This window comes from Janthinobacterium sp. JC611 (assembly GCF_018682595.1).
In the GTDB taxonomy this organism is placed as follows: domain Bacteria; phylum Pseudomonadota; class Gammaproteobacteria; order Burkholderiales; family Burkholderiaceae_D; genus Janthinobacterium.
The window spans coordinates 256,763-275,003 of sequence record NZ_JAFLJN010000081.1 but is presented as its reverse complement, the minus strand read 5'-3'; the positions used below and the strand labels follow the sequence as shown (position 1 = coordinate 275,003).

The window sequence follows — 18,241 nt, the reverse complement described above, 5'->3', positions numbered from 1 at the left end:
CTTCTCCAGGAATATCTGACCGATTAAGCGTGGTGCAGATCGGTGTATGGCAGCAGCGCGAGGAAGCGAGCGCGCTTGATTGCGGTGTCGACTTGGCGCTGGTAGTGCGCTTTGGTACCGGTCAGGCGTGCTGGCATGATCTTGCCGTTTTCCTGGACGAAGTCTTTCAGCGTGTCGACGTCTTTGTAGTCGACTTGCTCAACGTGCGCTGCGGTGAAGCGGCAGAACTTCTTACGTTTGAACAATGGGTTTTGCTGTTTGCGTTTTTCTTTAAGCTTGAGCTTATTTTTGTCGAACTTTTTACCGAATGCCATGTCAGGCTCCTGTATCTAAAATGCGCTAGTCGGGAATGACTGCACTAAAATCAATGATGTGAAACACCAAACTCTTGCTGTTGCGGCTTTTTCTGGCCAGGAAACCCGTGAACTGATAGACCCCGCCCAAGCTTGCCTGGCTGAACCGGCCTGAGATTTCGCCAGCGGCTAGCGCGGCAACTTCAAACTCGGTCAAACGGGCAATCCCTGCTTCCATCTGCTGCGAACTGTGCTGCAATACTGCATTCACAATCGGCAGCCCTGCCGGGGTATAGCGCAATATTTCGCGCTCGGCAATAATAGCGGTCACTTGTAGCTGGTTCAGCGCACGATCCTGGTCAAGAATTAAGCGGCTGCGGCTGGAGCGGCTGCTGGTGCTTCGGTGCGGTGGCTTTTGGCCGCGTCTTCGCGTTGTACCGATTTCATCATCGGCGAAGGAGCTGTTTCAGCTTTCTTCATTTTAACGGTCAGGTGACGCAACACGGCATCATTGAATTTGAATGCTGTTTCCAACTCGACCAGGGTCTCGTTGTCGCATTCGATGTTCAGGCAGATGTAGTGTGCTTTAGGCAGCTTTTGGATCGAGTAAGCCATTTGACGGCGGCCCCAATCTTCCACGCGGTGAACCGAACCGCCGCGGGTGGTTACGCTGGCTTTGTAGCGTTCGATCATCGCGGGCACTTGCTCGCTTTGGTCCGGATGGACGATAAAGACTATTTCATAATGACGCATGCAAACTCCTTCAGGTCGGATTGATAATCGCCCACCCCGGCGTCAAGACGGGTGTGGGAAGGTCAGCCGAAGATTATAACCGCCTTTTGCAAACGTTTCAATCATTCCTTCCACCATGGTCCGAAAAGCCCGTGCGCCGCCCTGCTTTCCTCCCGCGGACAAGTATTTCTTGCGAAATTCGCCGAAAACACGGAAATCCCCTTGCATAGTGGGCGATACTGTACAAAAATACAGACTGTTCATATAGACAGCATTTCAGTATGCACCCACCGCTCATGATCAAGCTGACAGCACGACAAGAACAAATCCTGAACCTGATCAAGGACGCGATTGAAAACACGGGCTTCCCCCCCACCCGTGCCGAAATCGCCAATGAACTGGGTTTCAAATCGGCCAATGCGGCCGAAGAGCATTTGCAGGCCCTGGCCCGCAAGGGCGCGATCGAGATTTCGCCTGGCACCTCGCGCGGCATCCGCCTGATCGGCGCGGCCGCCGAGGCGGCGCCATCGACAGTGCCGGCAGCCCTGCTGATGTCGCTGCCCCTGATCGGCAGAGTCGCGGCCGGCTCCCCCATCCTGGCGCAGGAAAACCTGGAAGCGAGCTACAACGTGGACCCGGCCCTGTTCTCGGCCAAGCCCGACTTCCTGCTGAAGGTGCGCGGCTGGTCCATGCGCGACGCCGGCATCATGGATGGCGACTTATTGGCCGTCAAGAAGGTCGACAGCGCCAAGAATGGCCAGATCGTCGTGGCCCGCATCGGCGACGAAGTCACCGTCAAGCGCTACAAGAAAACGGGTTCCGTCATCGAACTGCTGCCGGAAAACCCCGACTTCAAGGTGATCACCGTATCGCCGGAAGACGAGTTCGCCCTGGAAGGACTGGCTGTCGGCCTGATGCGCAGCTGGCATTAAATTACCGTCCATAAAAAAGGGCCGCGACAGCATGACTGTCGCGGCCCTTTTCACATGGCGCGCGGCTGTTTAGGCATCCAGCGCGTTTTTGAAATCCTCGAGCAAATCGGCTTCATCCTCGATGCCGACGGAGACGCGGATCAGCGATTCGGCGATGCCCATGCTGGCGCGGCGCTCGGCCCCCATCTCGTAGAAAATCGTGTGAGCGACGGGGATGACCAGGGTGCGCGTGTCGCCCAGGTTGCTGGCGGGAATCGCTAAATTGAGGCGGTTGAGGAAATCGAAGCAGTCGATGCCATCCTTCAACTCAAAGCTGAACAGCGAACCATAGCTGCGGAACAACTCCGTCGCCAGCGCGTGCTGCGGATGCGACGCCAGGCCCGGGTAGTGCACGGCGGCCACTCTCGGGTCGGCGGCCAGCATGGTGGCCAGCGCCAGGGCGTTCGAGCAGGTGCGGTCCATGCGCAAGGCCATGGTTTCCGCGCCGACGGCGATATGGTGCGCCGCTTCCGGCCCCAGCGAGGCGCCGAAGTCGCGCAAGCCCTTGGCGCGGATTTGCGCGATGCCCCACTGCGAAGGTGCCGCCTTCTTGTAGTTTTCAAAGATGTTCGGATACCGCGTCCAGTCGAATACGCCCGTGTCCGTCAAGCTGCCGCCCAGCGCATTGCCGTGGCCGCCGATGGATTTCGTCAAGGCATTCACCACCAGGCCCGCGCCCACGGCTTTCGGGCGGAACAAATAGGGCGTCGTCATCGTATTGTCGACGATGTACAGGATGCCCTTCTCGCGGCACAAGTCACCGATTTTTTTCAGGTCGGCGATCTGCGTGCGCGGATTGGCGATGGTTTCGACAAACACGATGCGCGTGGCCGGCGTGATGGCGGTCGCCACGTTGGCCACGTCGGTGGCGTCGACGAAGGACACGGCGATGCCCTGCCCCGTCACCGTTTGCCACAGGCTGTTGGTATTACCAAACAAGAAAGCCGACGACACGACGTGATCGCCCGCGCGCAGCAGGGATTGCACCACGGCGCCGATGGCGCCCATGCCGGTGGCGAAGCACAGCGTGGCCACGCCGTCTTCCATCTTGTTGACCTTGTCCTCCAGCGCGGACACGGTCGGGTTGCCCTGGCGGCCATAGCGGAAACCCGGCTCCTTGCCCTGGAACACGGACGCGAGCTGGCGCGCATCGGCGTAGCCGAAGGCAACGGAAGTATGCACGGGCTTGTGCAGAGAACCATGCTCGATGCCCTTGCGGCGGTCGTTATGCAGGATGGTGGTGGTAAAGCCGTAGGTTTTTTTATCGTTCATGATCGCGGAGAAAAAAAAGCCCGGCATCGGCCGGGCAGCTTACTTATGCTTCTGTCGTTGCCAGGTTCAGGTTCAGCTGGGAACGCGGCGTATCCTCGGGCGCTGCCGCCTTCGGATGGTGGCGCGCATATTCCAGGCGGTCCAGGTATTCCTGCGACACGTCGCCCGTCACGTACACGCCGTCGAAGCACGAGGCCTCGAAGTTGGTCAGGGCCGGGTTGACGTCGGCGATCGCCTGCTTCAGTGCGCCGATATCCTGGTACACGAGGTAGTCGGCTGTGATTTCGCGGCACACCTCTTCCGTCGTGCGGCCGTAGGCGATCAGCTCGTCGCGCGTCGGCATGTCGATGCCGTACACGTTCGGGTAAATCACCGGCGGCGCGGCCGAGGCGAAGATGACTTTCGTCGCGCCCGCTTCACGCGCCATCTGCACGATTTCGCGGCTGGTGGTGCCGCGCACGATGGAATCGTCGACCAGCAGCACCACTTTATCCTTGAATTCGGACGGGATGGCGTTGAGCTTCTGGCGCACGGATTTCTTGCGCGCCGCCTGGCCCGGCATGATGAAGGTGCGGCCGATGTAGCGGTTCTTGATGAAGCCTTCGCGGTATTCGATGTTCAGTGCCATGGCCAGCTGGATGGCGGCCGGACGCGAGGAATCGGGAATCGGCATGACCACGTCGATATGCACGCCAGGCAACTCGGCGCGGATCTTCTCGGCCAGGTATTCGCCCATTTTCAGGCGCGTGGCGTACACGGAGGCGCCGTCGATGACGGAGTCGGGACGGGCCAGGTAGACGAATTCGAACACGCACGGGTTCAGGCTGGCATTGTCGGCGCACTGGGCGCTGTGCAATTGCTTGTCTGCATCGATGAAGACGGCTTCGCCGGGACCGATGTCGCGCACGAAGCGGAAGCCCATGCCTTCCAGGGCCACGGATTCGGAGGCGATCAGGTACTCGGGACCCTGCTCCGTTTCATTGATGCCCAGGCACAGCGGACGGATGCCGTGCGGGTCGCGGAAGGCCAGCAAGCCCACGCCGGCGATCTGCGCGACGGCGGCGTAGCCACCCTTGACGCGGCGGTTCAGCACGGTGACGGCCTTGAAGATCGCTTCCGGGTCCAGGTTCAGCCCCGTCGTCGCTTCCTGGATTTCATGCGCCAGCACGTTGAGCAGCACTTCCGAATCGGAATCGGTATTGATGTGGCGGCGGTCGTTCTTGAACATTTCCTGTTTCAACTGTTCCCAGTTGGTCAGGTTGCCATTGTGCGCCAGGGTGATGCCAAACGGCGCATTCACATAAAACGGCTGTGCTTCCTCTTCGCTCGACGAACCGGCCGTCGGGTAGCGGCAATGGCCGATGCCCGTCGTGCCTTGCAGCGAACGCATGTTGCGCGTACGGAAGACGTCACGCACGAGGCCATTGGCCTTGTGCATGGAAAACATACTGCTGTGATTGGTCGCAATCCCTGCCGCGTCCTGACCGCGATGTTGCAGGAGCAACAATGCATCATAGAGCAATTGATTGACAGGTTGATGGGAAACGACGCCGACGATGCCACACATGGTGTGCTCCTAAACTGTGCTACTGATTTTAAAAAAATTCAAAATTTCACATGCTGCGCGTAAGCGGCAGGCAGATAAGGCTTGATGGCGCGCGCGCCCTGTTCCGCGAACGGGCTGAGCAGCGCGTTTTTCCAGAATGGCTGCTGCGGTATGGACGTCATGCCACACAAGATGACGGCGGTCAGCACGATCACAAGGCCCCGCGCCACGCCGAACAGGCTGCCCAGGGTGCGGTCGGCCAGGCTCAGCCCCGTCACCTTGACCAGCGCGTCGACCGTCATGGAGAGCAATCCCATCAAGATGCGCACGCCGATGAACAGCAGCACGAAGGCCAGCAATAAACGGATGGCTTCGCCCGGCACGGCTTCCGGCAGGAATTTCGCCAGGGTGGCGCCATAGGCGTTGGCAATGACGAACGCCACGATCCAGCTGACCAGGGACAGTATTTCCTTGACCAGGCCGCGCATCATGCTGATCAGCACGGACGTCACCAGCACGAACAGCACCAGGTAATCGAAGATCGTCACGCGCGTTCAGCCTTGCAACGTCACGCCGGCACCAGCGAACCGCCCAGGCCCAGCTTTTGCAGCTTGGCGCGGGTCTTTTCGGCGTCTTCGCGGCTGCCGAACGGACCCACGCGCACGCGGATGCGCTCGCCCGCCGGGCTGGAGACTTTCTGCGTGTACGACTTGATGCCCGCTTCGCGCAGCTTGTCCTGCAATTCATCGACCTTGTCCTGCGTCGCCAGCGCCGCCACCTGCACCACGAACTTGCCGCTGCCGGCATCGTGCGCCTTGTCCTGTACCTTCTCTTGCGGCTTGTCCTGTGGCTTGCCTTCCAGAATCGCCAGCGCGCGCGCGGCATCGTCGGCCGATTGCGCCGGCTTGGCAGGCTTCGGTTCAGGCTTGGCTTCCGCTTTTACTTCGTGCTTGGGTTCGTGTTTCGGCTCGGGCTTGGGTTCCGGCTTGGCTTCGTGTTTCGGCTCAGGCTTGGGCTCGACCTTGACAGGTTTCGGCTCAGGCTTGGGCTCGGGTTTCGGTTCCGCATAGGCCGGCTTGGCCGGCGCAGGCTGGACGGCGGCCAGCACGGGTGCCGGCGTGGGCGCGGGCTTGGCCGCAGGCGGCAGCGGCGTGTCGACGATTTCCTCGGACTGGTCCAGGCCATTCGCCGCAGCCTGAGCCGGGACGGCCGGCACGGGCGCCGGTGCAGGCGCGATGGCCTTTTCCTTCGACGGAATGTCGATGGCGATATCGTTGAACGGCGCCTTCGGCTCGGAATCGAGCAGCATCGGCAAGCCGACGGCCACGCCCAGGGCCAGGGCGATGGCCCCGACCAGGCGGCGGCGTGCGCGCTTTTTTTCAGGCAAGACCGGATCCGGCGCTTCCTTGCCGCCACGGCGCGATCCACCGCCACCGGCGGTGTTGGCTGCGCGCTTGCGGGTCGGCGACTGTGCTTCGCCAGGGACATAAAAGCCGCTGTCTTCGCCAGAGGATTCTTGCTTGTTTTTAAACAGTTTCGAGAACAAGCCCATGCGTGATTTTCAGTCGAGTGCGTTTCAGTGAAGTGAGGATTTCCGGGCCTTCATCACGCCGGCAACGGTGAAGAAAGAACCAAAGACCACAATTCTATCATTCTCACCGGCCCGGCTCATTGCATTTGCAAAAGCTTGTGCCGGATCATCGAAAATAGACACAGTATGTTCGCCGCCGTCGGGCTTATCTTCGAGCATGATCTGCACCTTGGCGGCCAGCTCGGAAGCCGTGGCCGCGCGCGGCGAAGGCAGGCCCGCCAGGCACCAGTGGTCGACGTGTTCGCCCATCGCGGCCAGTACGCCATCGATATCCTTGTCCTGCATGGAACCGAAGACGGCATAGGTGTACGGGTGATAGCCCATATTGCCCAGGTTCTGGTTCAGCGCCGAGGCCGCGTGCGGATTGTGCGCCACGTCGAGGATCACGCTGGGGCGGCCAGGCAAGACCTGGAAGCGGCCCGGCAACTCCACCGTCACGAGGCCCGTGCGCACTTCCTGCGCGCCCACGGGCAGTGTCAGCTTCAGCACTTCCAGCGCGGCCAGCACGGCCGAGGCGTTGAGGATCTGGTTGGCGCCGCGCAAGCTCGGGTAAGCCAACGAATTGCGGCGCTGCTCGCGCCCGCCGTAGTTCCACTGCTGCTTGTCGCCCGAATAGTTGAAATCGCGGCCCATCAGCCACAGGTCGGCGCCGATGGCCTCGGCATGGTCGATCAAGGATTGCGGCGGCACGGGGTCGCTGCAGATGGCCGCCTTGCCCGGACGGAAGATGCCCGCCTTCTCAAAGCCGATCGCTTCGCGCGTGTCGCCCAGGTAATCCGTGTGGTCGATATCGACGCTGGTGACGATGGCCACGTCGGCGTCGATCACGTTGACGGCGTCCAGGCGCCCGCCCAGGCCCACTTCCAGGATGGCCACGTCCAGCTTCGCTTGCGACAGCAGGTGCAGGATGGCCAGGGTGGTGAATTCGAAATACGTGAGCGGCGTGTCGCCACGCACGGCCTCGACGGCATTGAAGCTGGCGACGAGCTGTTCGTCGCTGGCCATCTCGCCCAGCACGCGGGCGCGCTCGTTAAAATCGAGAAAGTGCGGCTTGATGTACAGCCCCACTTTGTAGCCGGCACGCAACAGCACGGATTCCAGCATGGCGCAGGTGGACCCCTTGCCATTCGTGCCCGCCACCATGATCACGGGGCAAGTAAAAGCCAGTTGCATGCGCGCCTTGACGGCTTGCACGCGGTCCAGGCCCATGTTGATCTGGGTTTCCGAATGGCGGGTTTCCAGCATGGCGAGCCAGTCCGGCAAGGTGGTAGGTAGCTTGTGCATGGGAGACTTCTTGATGAGGAGACAGTGCGCGAGGCGCGGAGACGGTGTGACGTGGTAACCGGGCGCGTCCAGCGGACAGCGCCCGGCAAATTACTTTAAGCCAAGACTTCGACGGCCTGGTTTTGCAACAAGGCCAGCAGACGGGCAATTTCTTCGCGCATCTTGCGGCGGTCGACGATCATGTCGACGGCGCCCTTGGTGACGAGGAACTCGGCGCGCTGGAAGCCTTCCGGCAATTTTTCGCGCACGGTGTTTTCAATCACGCGCGGGCCGGCAAAGCCGATCAGCGCTTTCGGTTCGGCAATAACCACGTCGCCCATGAAGGCGAACGAGGCGGACACGCCGCCCATGGTCGGGTCGGTCAGCACGCTGATGAATGGCAATTTCTTTTCCGACAACTTGGTCAGCATGGCCGTGGTTTTCGCCATCTGCATCAGGGACAGCAAGCCTTCCTGCATGCGCGCGCCACCGGTGGCGGTGATGCAAATGAACGGCACTTTCTGTTCCAGCGCGATCTGCGCGCCACGCACGAAGCGCTCGCCCACGACGGAACCCATGGAGCCGCCCATGAATTCGAATTCGAAGCACGCCACGACCACTGGCAGGCTCATGATGGCGCCGCCCATGACGACCATCGCATCCGTCTCGCCCGTCGCTTCCATGGCGGATTTCAGGCGGTCCGGGTATTTCTTGCTGTCCTTGAACTTCAAGGTGTCGACGGGCAGGATTTCCTGGCCGATTTCATAGCGGCCGCCCGCGTCGAGCAGGCTGTCGAGGCGTTCACGGGCGCGGATGCGCATGTGATGGTCGCATTTCGGGCATACGTGCAGGTTCGATTCCAGGTCCGTACGGTACAGCACGGCTTCGCACGACGGGCACTTGACCCACAGGCCTTCCGGCATGGTCTTGCGCGCGGCAGCATCAGAACGCTGTATGCGCGGTGGCAGCAGTTTTTCCAACCAACTCATATTTTCTCCTTGGGCCCTTGTAGGGGTAGCGTCGGTGGACGCCCCCGGCAGACGGTCAACGGCGACACCCCCTTAGGGCGCCACCAAAAATTTTATCTATTGCACAATAACAGGCAAATCAGTGGCCGAAGTGTAGCCGTTTATCGCCGGGCTGTCGAACTTTGCCGTCAACGCATCTTGCGTAAACGGCAAGCTTGCTCAGGCGTCCAGTGCGGCGCGAATGCCGGCCGTAAAGCTGCGCACGGCGTCCACGGCGCCCCCTGCCGGGGCATTTTCGATTTCCTGGATGATGCGGCTGCCAATCACGACGGCATCGGCCACCTTGGCAACGGCCTTGGCCGTGGCGCCATCGCGGATGCCGAAGCCCACGCCGATGGGTAATTTTACATGCTGGCGGATGGCCGCGAGGCGCCCCGCCACCTGCTCCGTATCAATGTTACCGGCGCCCGTGACGCCTTTCAGCGACACGTAGTAGCTGAAACCGCCGCCGACCTTGGCCACTTGCGCGATGCGCTCTTCGGTCGAGGTGGGCGCCAGCAGGAAGATCAGGTCGAGACCGGCTTCGCGCATGGCGGCCGCGAATTGTTCGCACTCTTCCGGCGGATAGTCGACGACGATGGCGCCGTCGGCGCCGGACGCTTGCGCCGCAGCAATAAATGCGGCGCTGCCGATGCGCTCGATGGGGTTGGCATAACCCATCAGCACCACGGGCGTCGTCTGGTTCGTTTCACGGAACTGGCGCACATAGCCGAACACGTCGTGGATGCCGACATTGAACTTCAGGGCCCGCTCGCACGCGCGCTGGATGACGGGGCCTTCGGCCATGGGGTCGGAAAACGGCACGCCCAGTTCCAGCACGTCGGCGCCGCCCTCGACGAGCGCGTGCATCAGGGGCACGGTGGCGTCGGGGCCGGGGTCGCCGGCGGTGATGAAGGTGACCAGGGCGGTCTTGTTGTTCGATTTGAGATTGGCAAAGGTGGTGGCGATACGGGACATGGATATCTCTTTTCTGAGGGAAATTGAAGGCTGGGTCAGACGGGGACGCCGAGTCCCGGCGGGTCTGACCCCGGTAGTCAACAGCTAACGATCAGCTAAAGTTGAGTCCCATGCGCTCCGCCACGGTATGCATGTCCTTGTCGCCACGGCCCGACAGGTTGGTCAGTACAATTTTGTCTTTCGGCAAGGTGGCCGCCAGCTTGGCCGCGTAGGCCAATGCGTGCGACGATTCCAGGGCCGGGATGATGCCTTCGATGTGGCAGCAGTCGTGGAAAGCCTGCAGCGCCTCGTCATCCGTGATGGACACGTATTGCGCGCGGCCCGAGTCTTTCAACCATGCATGTTCCGGCCCCACGCCAGGATAGTCCAGGCCGGCCGAGACGGAATGCGTTTCGATGATCTGGCCGTTTGCATCCTGCAGCAGATAGGTGCGGTTGCCATGCAGTACGCCCGGGAAACCGGCCGTCAGCGAGGCCGAGTGCTTGCCCGTGTCCAGGCCTTCGCCAGCCGCTTCCACGCCGATCAGTTTCACGTCCTTCTGGTCGATATACGGGTAAAAGATACCCATGGCGTTCGAGCCGCCGCCGATGCAGGCCAGCACATAGTCGGGCTGGCGGCCCGTCATTTCCGGCATCTGCACCAGGCATTCCTCGCCGATCACGGACTGGAAGTCGCGCACCATCATCGGGTAAGGATGGGGGCCGGCCACGGTGCCGATGATATAAAAGGTGTTTTCGATGTTCGTCACCCAGTCGCGCATGGCTTCGTTCAGCGCATCCTTGAGGGTCTTGGAACCGGATTCGACGGGCACGACGGTCGCGCCCAGCAATTTCATGCGGTACACGTTCTGCGCCTGGCGCTTGACGTCTTCGCTGCCCATGTAGACCACGCATTCGAGGCCGAAGCGGGCGCAGATGGTGGCCGTGGCCACACCGTGCTGGCCGGCGCCCGTCTCGGCGATGATGCGCGGCTTGCCCATGCGCTTGGCCAGCAAGGCCTGGCCGATGACGTTATTGATCTTGTGCGCGCCCGTGTGGTTCAAGTCTTCGCGCTTGAAATAGATTTGCGCGCCGCCGGCCAGCTCGGACCAGCGCTTGGCGTGGTAGATGGGCGACGGACGTCCCACGAAATGCTTGAGCTCGTAGCGGAATTCTTCGAGGAATTCCGGGTCGACGCTGTAGCGGGCATAAGCGTCTTTCAGCTCGGCCAGCGCGTGCGTGAGCGTTTCGGCAACGAAAGAACCGCCATACGGGCCGAAGTGGCCCCGCACATCGGGAAACGGGTAATCGGTGGCGTGGAACAATGCGGCGGCTGCGCCGGGCGCTGTGGTGTGGTCATTCATGGTGATTTCCTCTGGCAATGATGGCATCGGCATCCTGCACCGCGGCGATGAACGCGCGGACACGGGACGCGTCCTTGATGCCCTTGGACGCTTCGACACCACTGCTGATGTCGACGGCGTAAGGGCGCACGCGCACCACTGCGTCAGTCGCGTTTTGTACGCTCAAGCCACCACTTAAAACGACCCGAGGCGCGAGTTCTTTTGGAATGAGGGACCAATCAAATACCTTTCCTGCTCCACCGTAAGCATCCACATAGGTGTCCAGCAAGAGGCTGGAGAACAAGGGACTGGCGGCGCGATAGCGCTGTTCGTATTCTAGCAAATCTTCAAAGGAGGTGTCGGGTTTGACGCGAAACACTTGCGTAAACGGCATCTGCACGGCGCCGGCCAGCGCCGCGCTGTGTTCGGGCGTCTCGTCGCCATGAAATTGCAGCAGGGACAAGGGTGCCACGGCCTTCGTCGCGCGCACTTCTTCCAGCGTGGCATTGACGAACAGGCCCACCGCCGTCACATAGGGCGGCATGGCGGCGATCAGGCTGGCCGCCTGCTGCGGCGTCACATGGCGGGGGCTTTTCGGATAAAACACGAAGCCGATGGCGTCGGCGCCCGCCGCCACGACGGCGGCAATGTCTTCGATGCGGGTCAGGCCGCAGATCTTGATGCGTGTGCGAGGCATGGCTATCCTTTATTGATGCAGATCAAAACCAGGGCAAGGCGCTGCTGCTGTCTTGCGGCAAGGCCCATTTCGGATCGTAATCGATCTGCGCCAGGTACAGCCCGTCCGGCATGAAGGTGGGCGCGGCCGCATGGCGATCTTTACTTTCAAGCAAGTGCCCGAGCCAGTCCGGCTTTTCGCGCCCCGTGCCGATGTAGACGAGCGAACCGACCAGGTTGCGCACCATGTGGTGCAGGAAGGCATTCGCCGTAATCGTAAAAATGACGCAATCGCCGCGCCGCTCGATGCGGATGTCATGCATGAGCTTGACGGGCGACTTGGCCTGGCATTGCGCGGCGCGGAAGGCCGTGAAATCGTGCCAGCCCAGCAGCGGTTGCACAGCCTGGCGCATCAGCTCCACGTCCAGCGGACGGAAAAAGAAGCCGGCGCGCCCTTCCACCAGCGGTGAACGGGTGGCGTTGTTATACAGCACATAATGATAGGTGCGCGCGCGCGCGCTGAAACGGGCGTGGAAGAAGTCATTGACCGTCGGATCGCCTTCGAGTTCCTTGGCCCAGCGCACGGCGATGGATTTCGGCAGGAAGGCGTTGACGCCGCGCACCCACGAGTGCACGTCGCGGTTCAGTTCCGTATCGAAGTGCACGACTTGCTCGAGCGCATGCACGCCCGTGTCCGTGCGGCCGGCGCAGGTGGTGGCCAGGCGCACGCGGGCAAACTGCTCCAGCGCATTTTCCAGCTGGTCCTGCACCGTTTGCCCGTCTTCCTGTTTCTGGTATCCATGCCAGGCCGTGCCGTCATACTGCAGGCCGAGGACGATACGCTTCAATGGCGTTGCTGTCGTAATATTTTGCATCGAAGCATTATACCGGCGCCGTGGGCCTGCTGCGCCGCCGGGTATTGCTAGCTAAGCAGTGCCTTCATTGTGTTCGCCTTCGCGACCTGCTCTTCGCTGCCACCCTTGATGACCTCATCGATCAGCTCGCGCGCGCCTTCCTTGTCGCCGATTTCCTGGTAGGCGATCGCCAGGTCCAGCTTGGTATCCATTTCCATGTGGATGGCCGACAGCGGGTCGTCGACGCCCACGCTGGCCGTCTTGCCGTCGTTGAGGTCGAGGTCGATGCCGGACAGATCGAACTCCTGCGCTGGCGGCATGGCTTCCGGCAAGATCACTGGCGCCTGGGCGTCGTCGAACAGGCTGTCGCTGGAAGGTTCGGCCGCCGCCACCGGCGCGGCAGCGGGCGCCACCGGTTCGTCGAGGTCGAAATGGGCCAGGTCCACGTCCTTCAATGGATCGGGCAGCGGCGTCAAGCCGGCGCCCACGCCATTCACGGGACCGGCCGGGGGCTCCAGATCGAGGCCGAAATCCATGCTGGCGTCATACTGCGCATCGTGCGCATCCTGCGCGGCGGAGACCGGCTTACTTTCCGGCCCCGGCATGACGATCGGGTCGCTGGTGGAAACCGGCTCGAAATCGAGGCTGTCGAGGTCGAAATCGAGAGGCTCGCGCGCATCCTGGACCGGCACGGCCGGCGCCAGGTCGGCCAGCGGCGCAGCCGGCTCGTCGGGCAAATCCATGCTCTGGCCATGCAGCTCGTCGCCGGCACCCTTGCTCAGGCTGACGACGGCATCGTCTTCCGTATCGCCATACAAAGGGTTGGCGGGATCGAGCGCCAGGCCCAGCGCGGCCGCCTGCGGCCACTCTTCGCCCTGGCCCCGCGTCAGGCTGTACAGCTCGCTGGCCTGGTCCTCAAACGCGCGCACGTCGTTGCGGGCCGAATAGATTTCCAGCAATTTCAAGCGGGCCGCATGGCGTTCCGGGTGGATGCGCAAGGCTTCCTTGAGAATATCTTCCGCCTGGCCATCGCGGCCGTAGGCGATATACACGTCCGCTTCGGCGACCGGGTCCGTTTCATTCGCGGCGAGCATGCTGGCGCCCGCCGCGGCGGCCACGCCGGCAGCGGCGGCGCCCGTGCCGAACAGGTGGTTGCTCGCCTCGGACTGCTGGTCTTCCGGCGCCAGGCCGGACGGTGGCGCGGCGGGCGGCTCCGGTTCGAATACGGGGGCGACATCGTCCCTGGCGGGCGGCGCGTCCTTGCGGCGGCGCGCGATCACCAGCGCCGCGACGGCGGCCAGCAGCGCGGCGATGCCGATGCCGATGGCGCCCAGGTGGTCGTTGATTTTATCCGTGATGGTCGGTTCCAGCGGCGACGGTTTTTTCACCAGCGGCACCGGTTTCGCCTTGAGCACGGGCGGCTGTGCTTCGGCCGGCGTGCTGGCGATGGCGCTGGCCGCGGCACTGGCCGATGCGCTGGCGGCGGCCTCGGCTGGCTTGGCGGGCGCCGGGGCGCTCTTGTCGGCCATGGCCTTGTTCTTGACCGCCATCAGCTTTTCCAGGTCGCTGACGTTCTTTTCCAGCTCCTTGACGCGCGCGGCCGCTTCATCGACCTGTTTCGCCTTGGCGATCTTGTCTTCCTCGCTGGCGACGGCGCTCTTGCCGGCCGACTTGGCCGCCGGCTCCGCCTTCGACAGTTTCAGCTTGTCTTGCGACTCGCTCACGGCCGTCGGCTTTTCCTGCACCTTCGTCGCACCGATCTTGCCGGCCGTGCTTTGCGTCGCTTGCGCGGCCTTGGCCGGCTTGCTTTGCGACACCTGGCCCGCCAGCTTGTTGCGGTAGGCGTCGAAATCGATGGCGTGCGCCGTCACGATGCCCTTCGCCTCAGCCGCACCGGTGGCGCGCACGGCGTCCGCGCCCGGCACGGCCAGGATGCGCCCGGCCTGCATGCGGTTCATGTTCTCGCCCTTGAAGGCGTCGGGATTGGCGCGGTACAGGGCCACGAGCATCATGTCGAGCGACACGCCCGACGGTTTGAGTTCGCTGGCGATGCGGCTCAGGGTGTCGCCCGCCCTGACCTTGTATTCGCCAGCCGGTTTCTTCTGTGCCGGCGCCGCGGCATCGGCACCGGGCTTGCCCTTGCCCGGTTCCACCGGCGCCGTCACTTGCGCGCCGCGCGTCTGGCGCGCTTCGGGCGTGTCGAGCACGAACGCATATTCGCGCACCTGGCGACCGCTCTTGCTGCTCAGCTCCAGCAGCAGGTCGACCATGGGTTCGGCCACCGCCTGCGCCGAACTGATGCGGATGAAGGACTTGCCGTTGCGGGTTTCCACGGCAAACGTCAGCGCGTTCAAGGCAGGGTTGAATTCCACGTTGGCCTGGCGATACGCGTCCGGCGGCGCCAGCTTGGCCAGCAAGCTGGCCGCCTCGCCTGACTTGACGGCTGATAATTCGACCTCCGCGCGCAGCGGCTGGCCGGCGGCGGACAGTACCGTGATCTTGCCCAGCTCGGCTGCGGATGCCGCCGGTGACAATAACACCGCACAGGCGACAGCGCTGCTGAGTGTTTGAATGGCAAGGGAGGCGACCCGGGGACGAGTGTGTACAGGCATAGTTGGCGGCATCTTAGTTGACATGGGAAAACTGTTACTTTTCCAGAGGTATCAACATATCATCATGCCCAGAGCTATGCAAGCTCCGCATGGTTGCGCCTTGACGGGCTCAGGGCGAAAAAAAAGCCGGGAAAACAGCCCCGGCTTGATCTTGATCAGCAATTGCTTGCCATTACGCGTCCAGCAAAATGCGCAGCATGCGGCGCAGCGGCTCGGCCGCGCCCCACAACAACTGGTCGCCCACGGTGAACGCGGACAGGTATTCGCCGCCCATGCTCATCTTGCGCACGCGGCCGACAGGGATCGTCAGGCTGCCCGTGACGGCCGCCGGCGACAGGTCGCGCACGGACGCTTCGCGCGTGTTCGGCACGAATTTCACCCATTGATTGTTGCTGGCGATGATGTCGTTGATTTCATCGAGCGGCACGTCTTTCTTCAGCTTGATGGTCAAGGCTTGCGAATGGCAGCGCATGGCGCCGATGCGCACGCACAGGCCGTCGACCGGAATTTCCCTGGTGCCGAAATCGATGCCGCGACCGAGGATCTTGTTCGTTTCCGCGCCCGCCTTCCACTCTTCCTTCGACTGGCCATTGCCCAGGTCCTTGTCGATCCACGGAATCAGGTTGCCGGCCAGCGGCGCGCCGAATTGCTTGATCTCATCCGGGGAATAACCGTGCTGGGTGGCCAGCACCTGGCGGTCGATCTCCAGGATGGCGGAAGCGGGGCTCTCCAGCAGCGCCTTGACGGAGCTGTTGATGGTGCCAAATTGCGTCAGCAGTTCGCGCATGTGCTGCGCGCCGCCGCCCGATGCCGCCTGATAGGTCATCGACGTCATCCAGTCGATCAGGTCGTGCTGGAACAGGCCGCCCAGGCCCATCATCATGCACGAGACGGTGCAATTGCCGCCGATGTAATTCTTGACGCCCTTGCCCAGCGCATCCTTGATGACGTGCAGGTTGACGGGGTCGAGCACGATGACGGCGTCTTTTTCCATGCGCAAGGTCGAGGCCGCATCGATCCAGTAGCCATTCCAGCCCGCCGCGCGCAGCTGCGGGAAAACAAAGCTCGTGTAGTCGCCGCCCTGGCAGGAAATGATGATGTCGCACTTGGACAGTTCGGCGATGTTGTTGGCATCCTTCAGGATGGTTTCATTCTTCGCCATGGCCGGCGCCGCGCCACCCGTGTTCGACGTCGTGAAAAACACCGGTTCAATGTGGGAGAAATCGCCCTCTTCCTGCATGCGCTGCATCAGGACCGAACCGACCATACCGCGCCAACCTACCAAGCCAACTAATTTCATTACCATTCCTCAAGATGAGACGGCGACTGCCATCATTAGACTATTTTATCCCAGTGCTTTTACAACTGCATCACCCATCGCCTCGGTACCGACCAAAGTCGTGCCCGTTTCATGGATGTCGGCCGTGCGCAAGCCCTGCGCCAGCACCCGTTTCACGGCGCCTTCGATGCGGCTTGCCTGCTCTTCGCGGTTGAGCGAATAGCGCAACATCATGGCCGCCGACAAGATCGTCGCCAGCGGATTGGCGACGCCCTTGCCCGCGATATCGGGCGCCGAGCCGTGCGACGGCTCGTACAAGCCCTTGTTGTTGGCGTCCAGCGAGGCCGACGGCAACATGCCGATCGAGCCCGTCAGCATGGCGGCCGCGTCCGACAAGATGTCGCCGAACATGTTACCGGTCACCATGACGTCGAATTTCTTCGGCGCCCGCACCAACTGCATGGCCGCGTTGTCGACATACATATGATCGAGCGCCACGTCCGGGTATTCCTTGTGCACGTCGGTGACGATGTCCTTCCAGAACTGGAAGGTTTCCAGCACGTTCGCCTTGTCCACGCTGGTCAGGCGCTTGTCGCGCTTTTGCGCGGCCTGGAACGCCACGTGGGCGATGCGGCGGATTTCGCCTTCCGCATAGCGCATGGTATCGAAGCCTTCGCGCTGGCCCTTGAACGGACCGTCCGGGCACTCGCGCACGCCGCGGGGCTGGCCGAAATAAATGTCGCCCGTCAATTCACGGATGATCAGGATATCCAGGCCGGACACCACTTCCGGCTTCAGGGTCGAAGCGCCCGCCAGTTCCGGGTACAAAATGGCCGGACGCAGGTTGGCGAACAGGCCCAGGTTCTTGCGCAAGCCCAGGATCGCCTGTTCCGGGCGGAACTGGCGCTCCAGCGTGTCGTATTGGTAGTCGCCCACGGCGCCGAACAGCACGGCATCGGCCGCTTTTGCCAGCGCCAGCGTGCCTTCCGGCAAGGGATGGCCGTGCGCCGCGTAACCGGCGCCGCCCACGGGCGCCGTTTCCAGTTCGAACGACTCGCCGAGAACATTCAGGACCTTGACGGCCTGGGCGACGATTTCAGGACCGATACCGTCGCCGGGTAAGATTGCAATTTTCATGGATTTAATCTTTAGATAACGTTTGCCAACCAAGGCTGGTTGTTCAAATGACGCTCTTCGAAGGCGCGGATATCGTCCGCATGGCGCAGGGTCAGGCCGATATCGTCAAGCCCATTCATCAGGCAATATTTACGGAAGGCGTCGATCTCGAATGGATACGACACGGCGCCATTGCTGGTGCGCACGCACTGCTGTTCCAGGTCCACCACCAGCTTGAAGCCGGGGAAGGCCTTGACTTCATTGAACAGGTGGTCGACCTGGCTTTCCGACAGCACGATGGGCAGCAAGCCGTTCTTGTAGCAGTTGTTGAAGAAGATGTCGGCAAACGACGGCGCGATGATGGCGCGGAAGCCGTATTGATCGAGTGCCCACGGCGCGTGTTCGCGCGAGGAGCCGCAGCCGAAGTTCTTGCGCGTGAGCAAAATCGAGGCGCCCTGGTAGCGCGGCTCGTTGAGCACGAAATCGGGGTTCAGCGGGCGGCGGCTGTTGTCCTGGCCCGGTTCGCCATGGTCGAGGTAGCGCCATTCGTCGAACAGGTTGGGGCCGAAACCGCTGCGGTGGATCGATTTCAGGAATTGCTTCGGGATAATCGCGTCGGTGTCGACGTTGGCGCGGTCCAGCGGGGCGACCAGGCCTTCGTAAATCGTAAATTTATCCATGCTGTTTCTACTCGGTAAGACGCGCGGCGCAGGGCGCCGGCACGTCACGGT

The 18,241-nt window shown here is 62.2% G+C and carries 18 protein-coding genes; 1 reads left to right on the top strand and 17 read right to left on the bottom strand.

Going from position 1 to position 18,241, the window contains the following annotated elements; all coding sequences use genetic code 11:
- Positions 1–23 precede the first annotated feature (23 nt).
- From rpsR to rpsF, 3 genes are read right to left on the bottom strand one after another with little or no spacing between them, the layout of a single operon-like run.
- Positions 24–314, bottom strand: a complete 291-nt coding sequence (gene rpsR, locus J0O65_RS26650) for a 30S ribosomal protein S18 (protein ID WP_010400024.1) — start codon at positions 312–314, stop codon at positions 24–26.
- Between the two features lie 25 nt (positions 315–339).
- A complete protein-coding gene (gene priB / locus J0O65_RS26645; RefSeq protein ID WP_215410150.1) occupies positions 340–639 on the bottom strand; it encodes a primosomal replication protein N in 300 nt (99 codons plus the stop codon).
- A 20-nt stretch (positions 640–659) separates the two neighbouring features.
- Positions 660–1,046 (bottom strand): 30S ribosomal protein S6, encoded by a 387-nt coding sequence (gene rpsF, locus J0O65_RS26640; RefSeq protein WP_010400028.1) that lies wholly within the window; start codon positions 1,044–1,046, stop codon positions 660–662.
- Between the two features lie 275 nt (positions 1,047–1,321).
- Here rpsF and lexA point away from each other — a divergent pair, with 275 nt between their 5' ends.
- Complete coding sequence (lexA, locus tag J0O65_RS26635; protein WP_215410149.1) at positions 1,322–1,957, top strand: transcriptional repressor LexA; 636 nt, start codon at positions 1,322–1,324, stop codon at positions 1,955–1,957.
- 69 nt (positions 1,958–2,026) lie between these two features.
- On the opposite strand, the gene J0O65_RS26630 is transcribed toward lexA, so the two are convergent.
- The 14 genes from J0O65_RS26630 to leuD form a co-directional block, all read right to left on the bottom strand.
- Positions 2,027–3,268 carry a cystathionine gamma-synthase family protein gene (locus J0O65_RS26630; protein ID WP_215410121.1) on the bottom strand — a complete coding sequence of 414 codons (1,242 nt, stop codon included), beginning with the start codon at positions 3,266–3,268 and terminating at the stop codon, positions 2,027–2,029.
- Positions 3,269–3,311: 43 nt separating this feature from the next.
- Positions 3,312–4,835 carry an amidophosphoribosyltransferase gene (gene purF / locus J0O65_RS26625; RefSeq protein WP_152250138.1) on the bottom strand — a complete coding sequence of 508 codons (1,524 nt, stop codon included), beginning with the start codon at positions 4,833–4,835 and terminating at the stop codon, positions 3,312–3,314.
- Positions 4,836–4,873: 38 nt separating this feature from the next.
- Complete coding sequence (locus J0O65_RS26620) at positions 4,874–5,362, bottom strand: CvpA family protein (protein WP_215410120.1); 489 nt, start codon at positions 5,360–5,362, stop codon at positions 4,874–4,876.
- 20 nt (positions 5,363–5,382) lie between these two features.
- Positions 5,383–6,366 carry an SPOR domain-containing protein gene (locus J0O65_RS26615; RefSeq protein ID WP_215410119.1) on the bottom strand — a complete coding sequence of 328 codons (984 nt, stop codon included), beginning with the start codon at positions 6,364–6,366 and terminating at the stop codon, positions 5,383–5,385.
- Positions 6,367–6,390: 24 nt separating this feature from the next.
- Entirely contained in the window at positions 6,391–7,689 is a 1,299-nt protein-coding gene (folC, locus tag J0O65_RS26610) for a bifunctional tetrahydrofolate synthase/dihydrofolate synthase (RefSeq protein WP_215410118.1), read from the bottom strand.
- A 95-nt stretch (positions 7,690–7,784) separates the two neighbouring features.
- The gene (gene accD, locus J0O65_RS26605; RefSeq protein ID WP_010400390.1) at positions 7,785–8,657 is read right to left on the bottom strand and encodes an acetyl-CoA carboxylase, carboxyltransferase subunit beta; all 873 of its coding nucleotides are present in this window, start codon (positions 8,655–8,657) and stop codon (positions 7,785–7,787) included.
- Between the two features lie 198 nt (positions 8,658–8,855).
- A complete protein-coding gene (trpA, locus tag J0O65_RS26600; RefSeq protein ID WP_215410117.1) occupies positions 8,856–9,653 on the bottom strand; it encodes a tryptophan synthase subunit alpha in 798 nt (265 codons plus the stop codon).
- A 91-nt stretch (positions 9,654–9,744) separates the two neighbouring features.
- On the bottom strand, positions 9,745–10,995 hold the full coding sequence (gene trpB / locus J0O65_RS26595; RefSeq protein WP_215410116.1) for a tryptophan synthase subunit beta: 1,251 nt from the start codon (positions 10,993–10,995) through the stop codon (positions 9,745–9,747).
- Positions 10,988–11,671 (bottom strand): phosphoribosylanthranilate isomerase, encoded by a 684-nt coding sequence (locus J0O65_RS26590; RefSeq protein ID WP_215410115.1) that lies wholly within the window; start codon positions 11,669–11,671, stop codon positions 10,988–10,990. The genes trpB and J0O65_RS26590 overlap by 8 nt, the downstream gene beginning before the upstream one ends.
- A gap of 22 nt (positions 11,672–11,693) precedes the next feature.
- The gene (gene truA, locus J0O65_RS26585) at positions 11,694–12,497 is read right to left on the bottom strand and encodes a tRNA pseudouridine(38-40) synthase TruA (protein WP_070260513.1); all 804 of its coding nucleotides are present in this window, start codon (positions 12,495–12,497) and stop codon (positions 11,694–11,696) included.
- Positions 12,498–12,571: 74 nt separating this feature from the next.
- Entirely contained in the window at positions 12,572–15,043 is a 2,472-nt protein-coding gene (locus J0O65_RS26580; protein WP_353056253.1) for a motility hub landmark protein FimV, read from the bottom strand.
- A gap of 244 nt (positions 15,044–15,287) precedes the next feature.
- A complete protein-coding gene (asd, locus tag J0O65_RS26575) occupies positions 15,288–16,415 on the bottom strand; it encodes an aspartate-semialdehyde dehydrogenase (RefSeq protein ID WP_215410113.1) in 1,128 nt (375 codons plus the stop codon).
- Positions 16,416–16,460: 45 nt separating this feature from the next.
- Positions 16,461–17,531: a 3-isopropylmalate dehydrogenase gene (gene leuB / locus J0O65_RS26570; RefSeq protein ID WP_215410112.1), complete on the bottom strand. Its 1,071-nt coding sequence runs from the start codon at positions 17,529–17,531 to the stop codon at positions 16,461–16,463.
- Between the two features lie 11 nt (positions 17,532–17,542).
- Positions 17,543–18,190 (bottom strand): 3-isopropylmalate dehydratase small subunit, encoded by a 648-nt coding sequence (gene leuD, locus J0O65_RS26565; protein ID WP_215410111.1) that lies wholly within the window; start codon positions 18,188–18,190, stop codon positions 17,543–17,545.
- Positions 18,191–18,241: the final 51 nt, after the last annotated feature.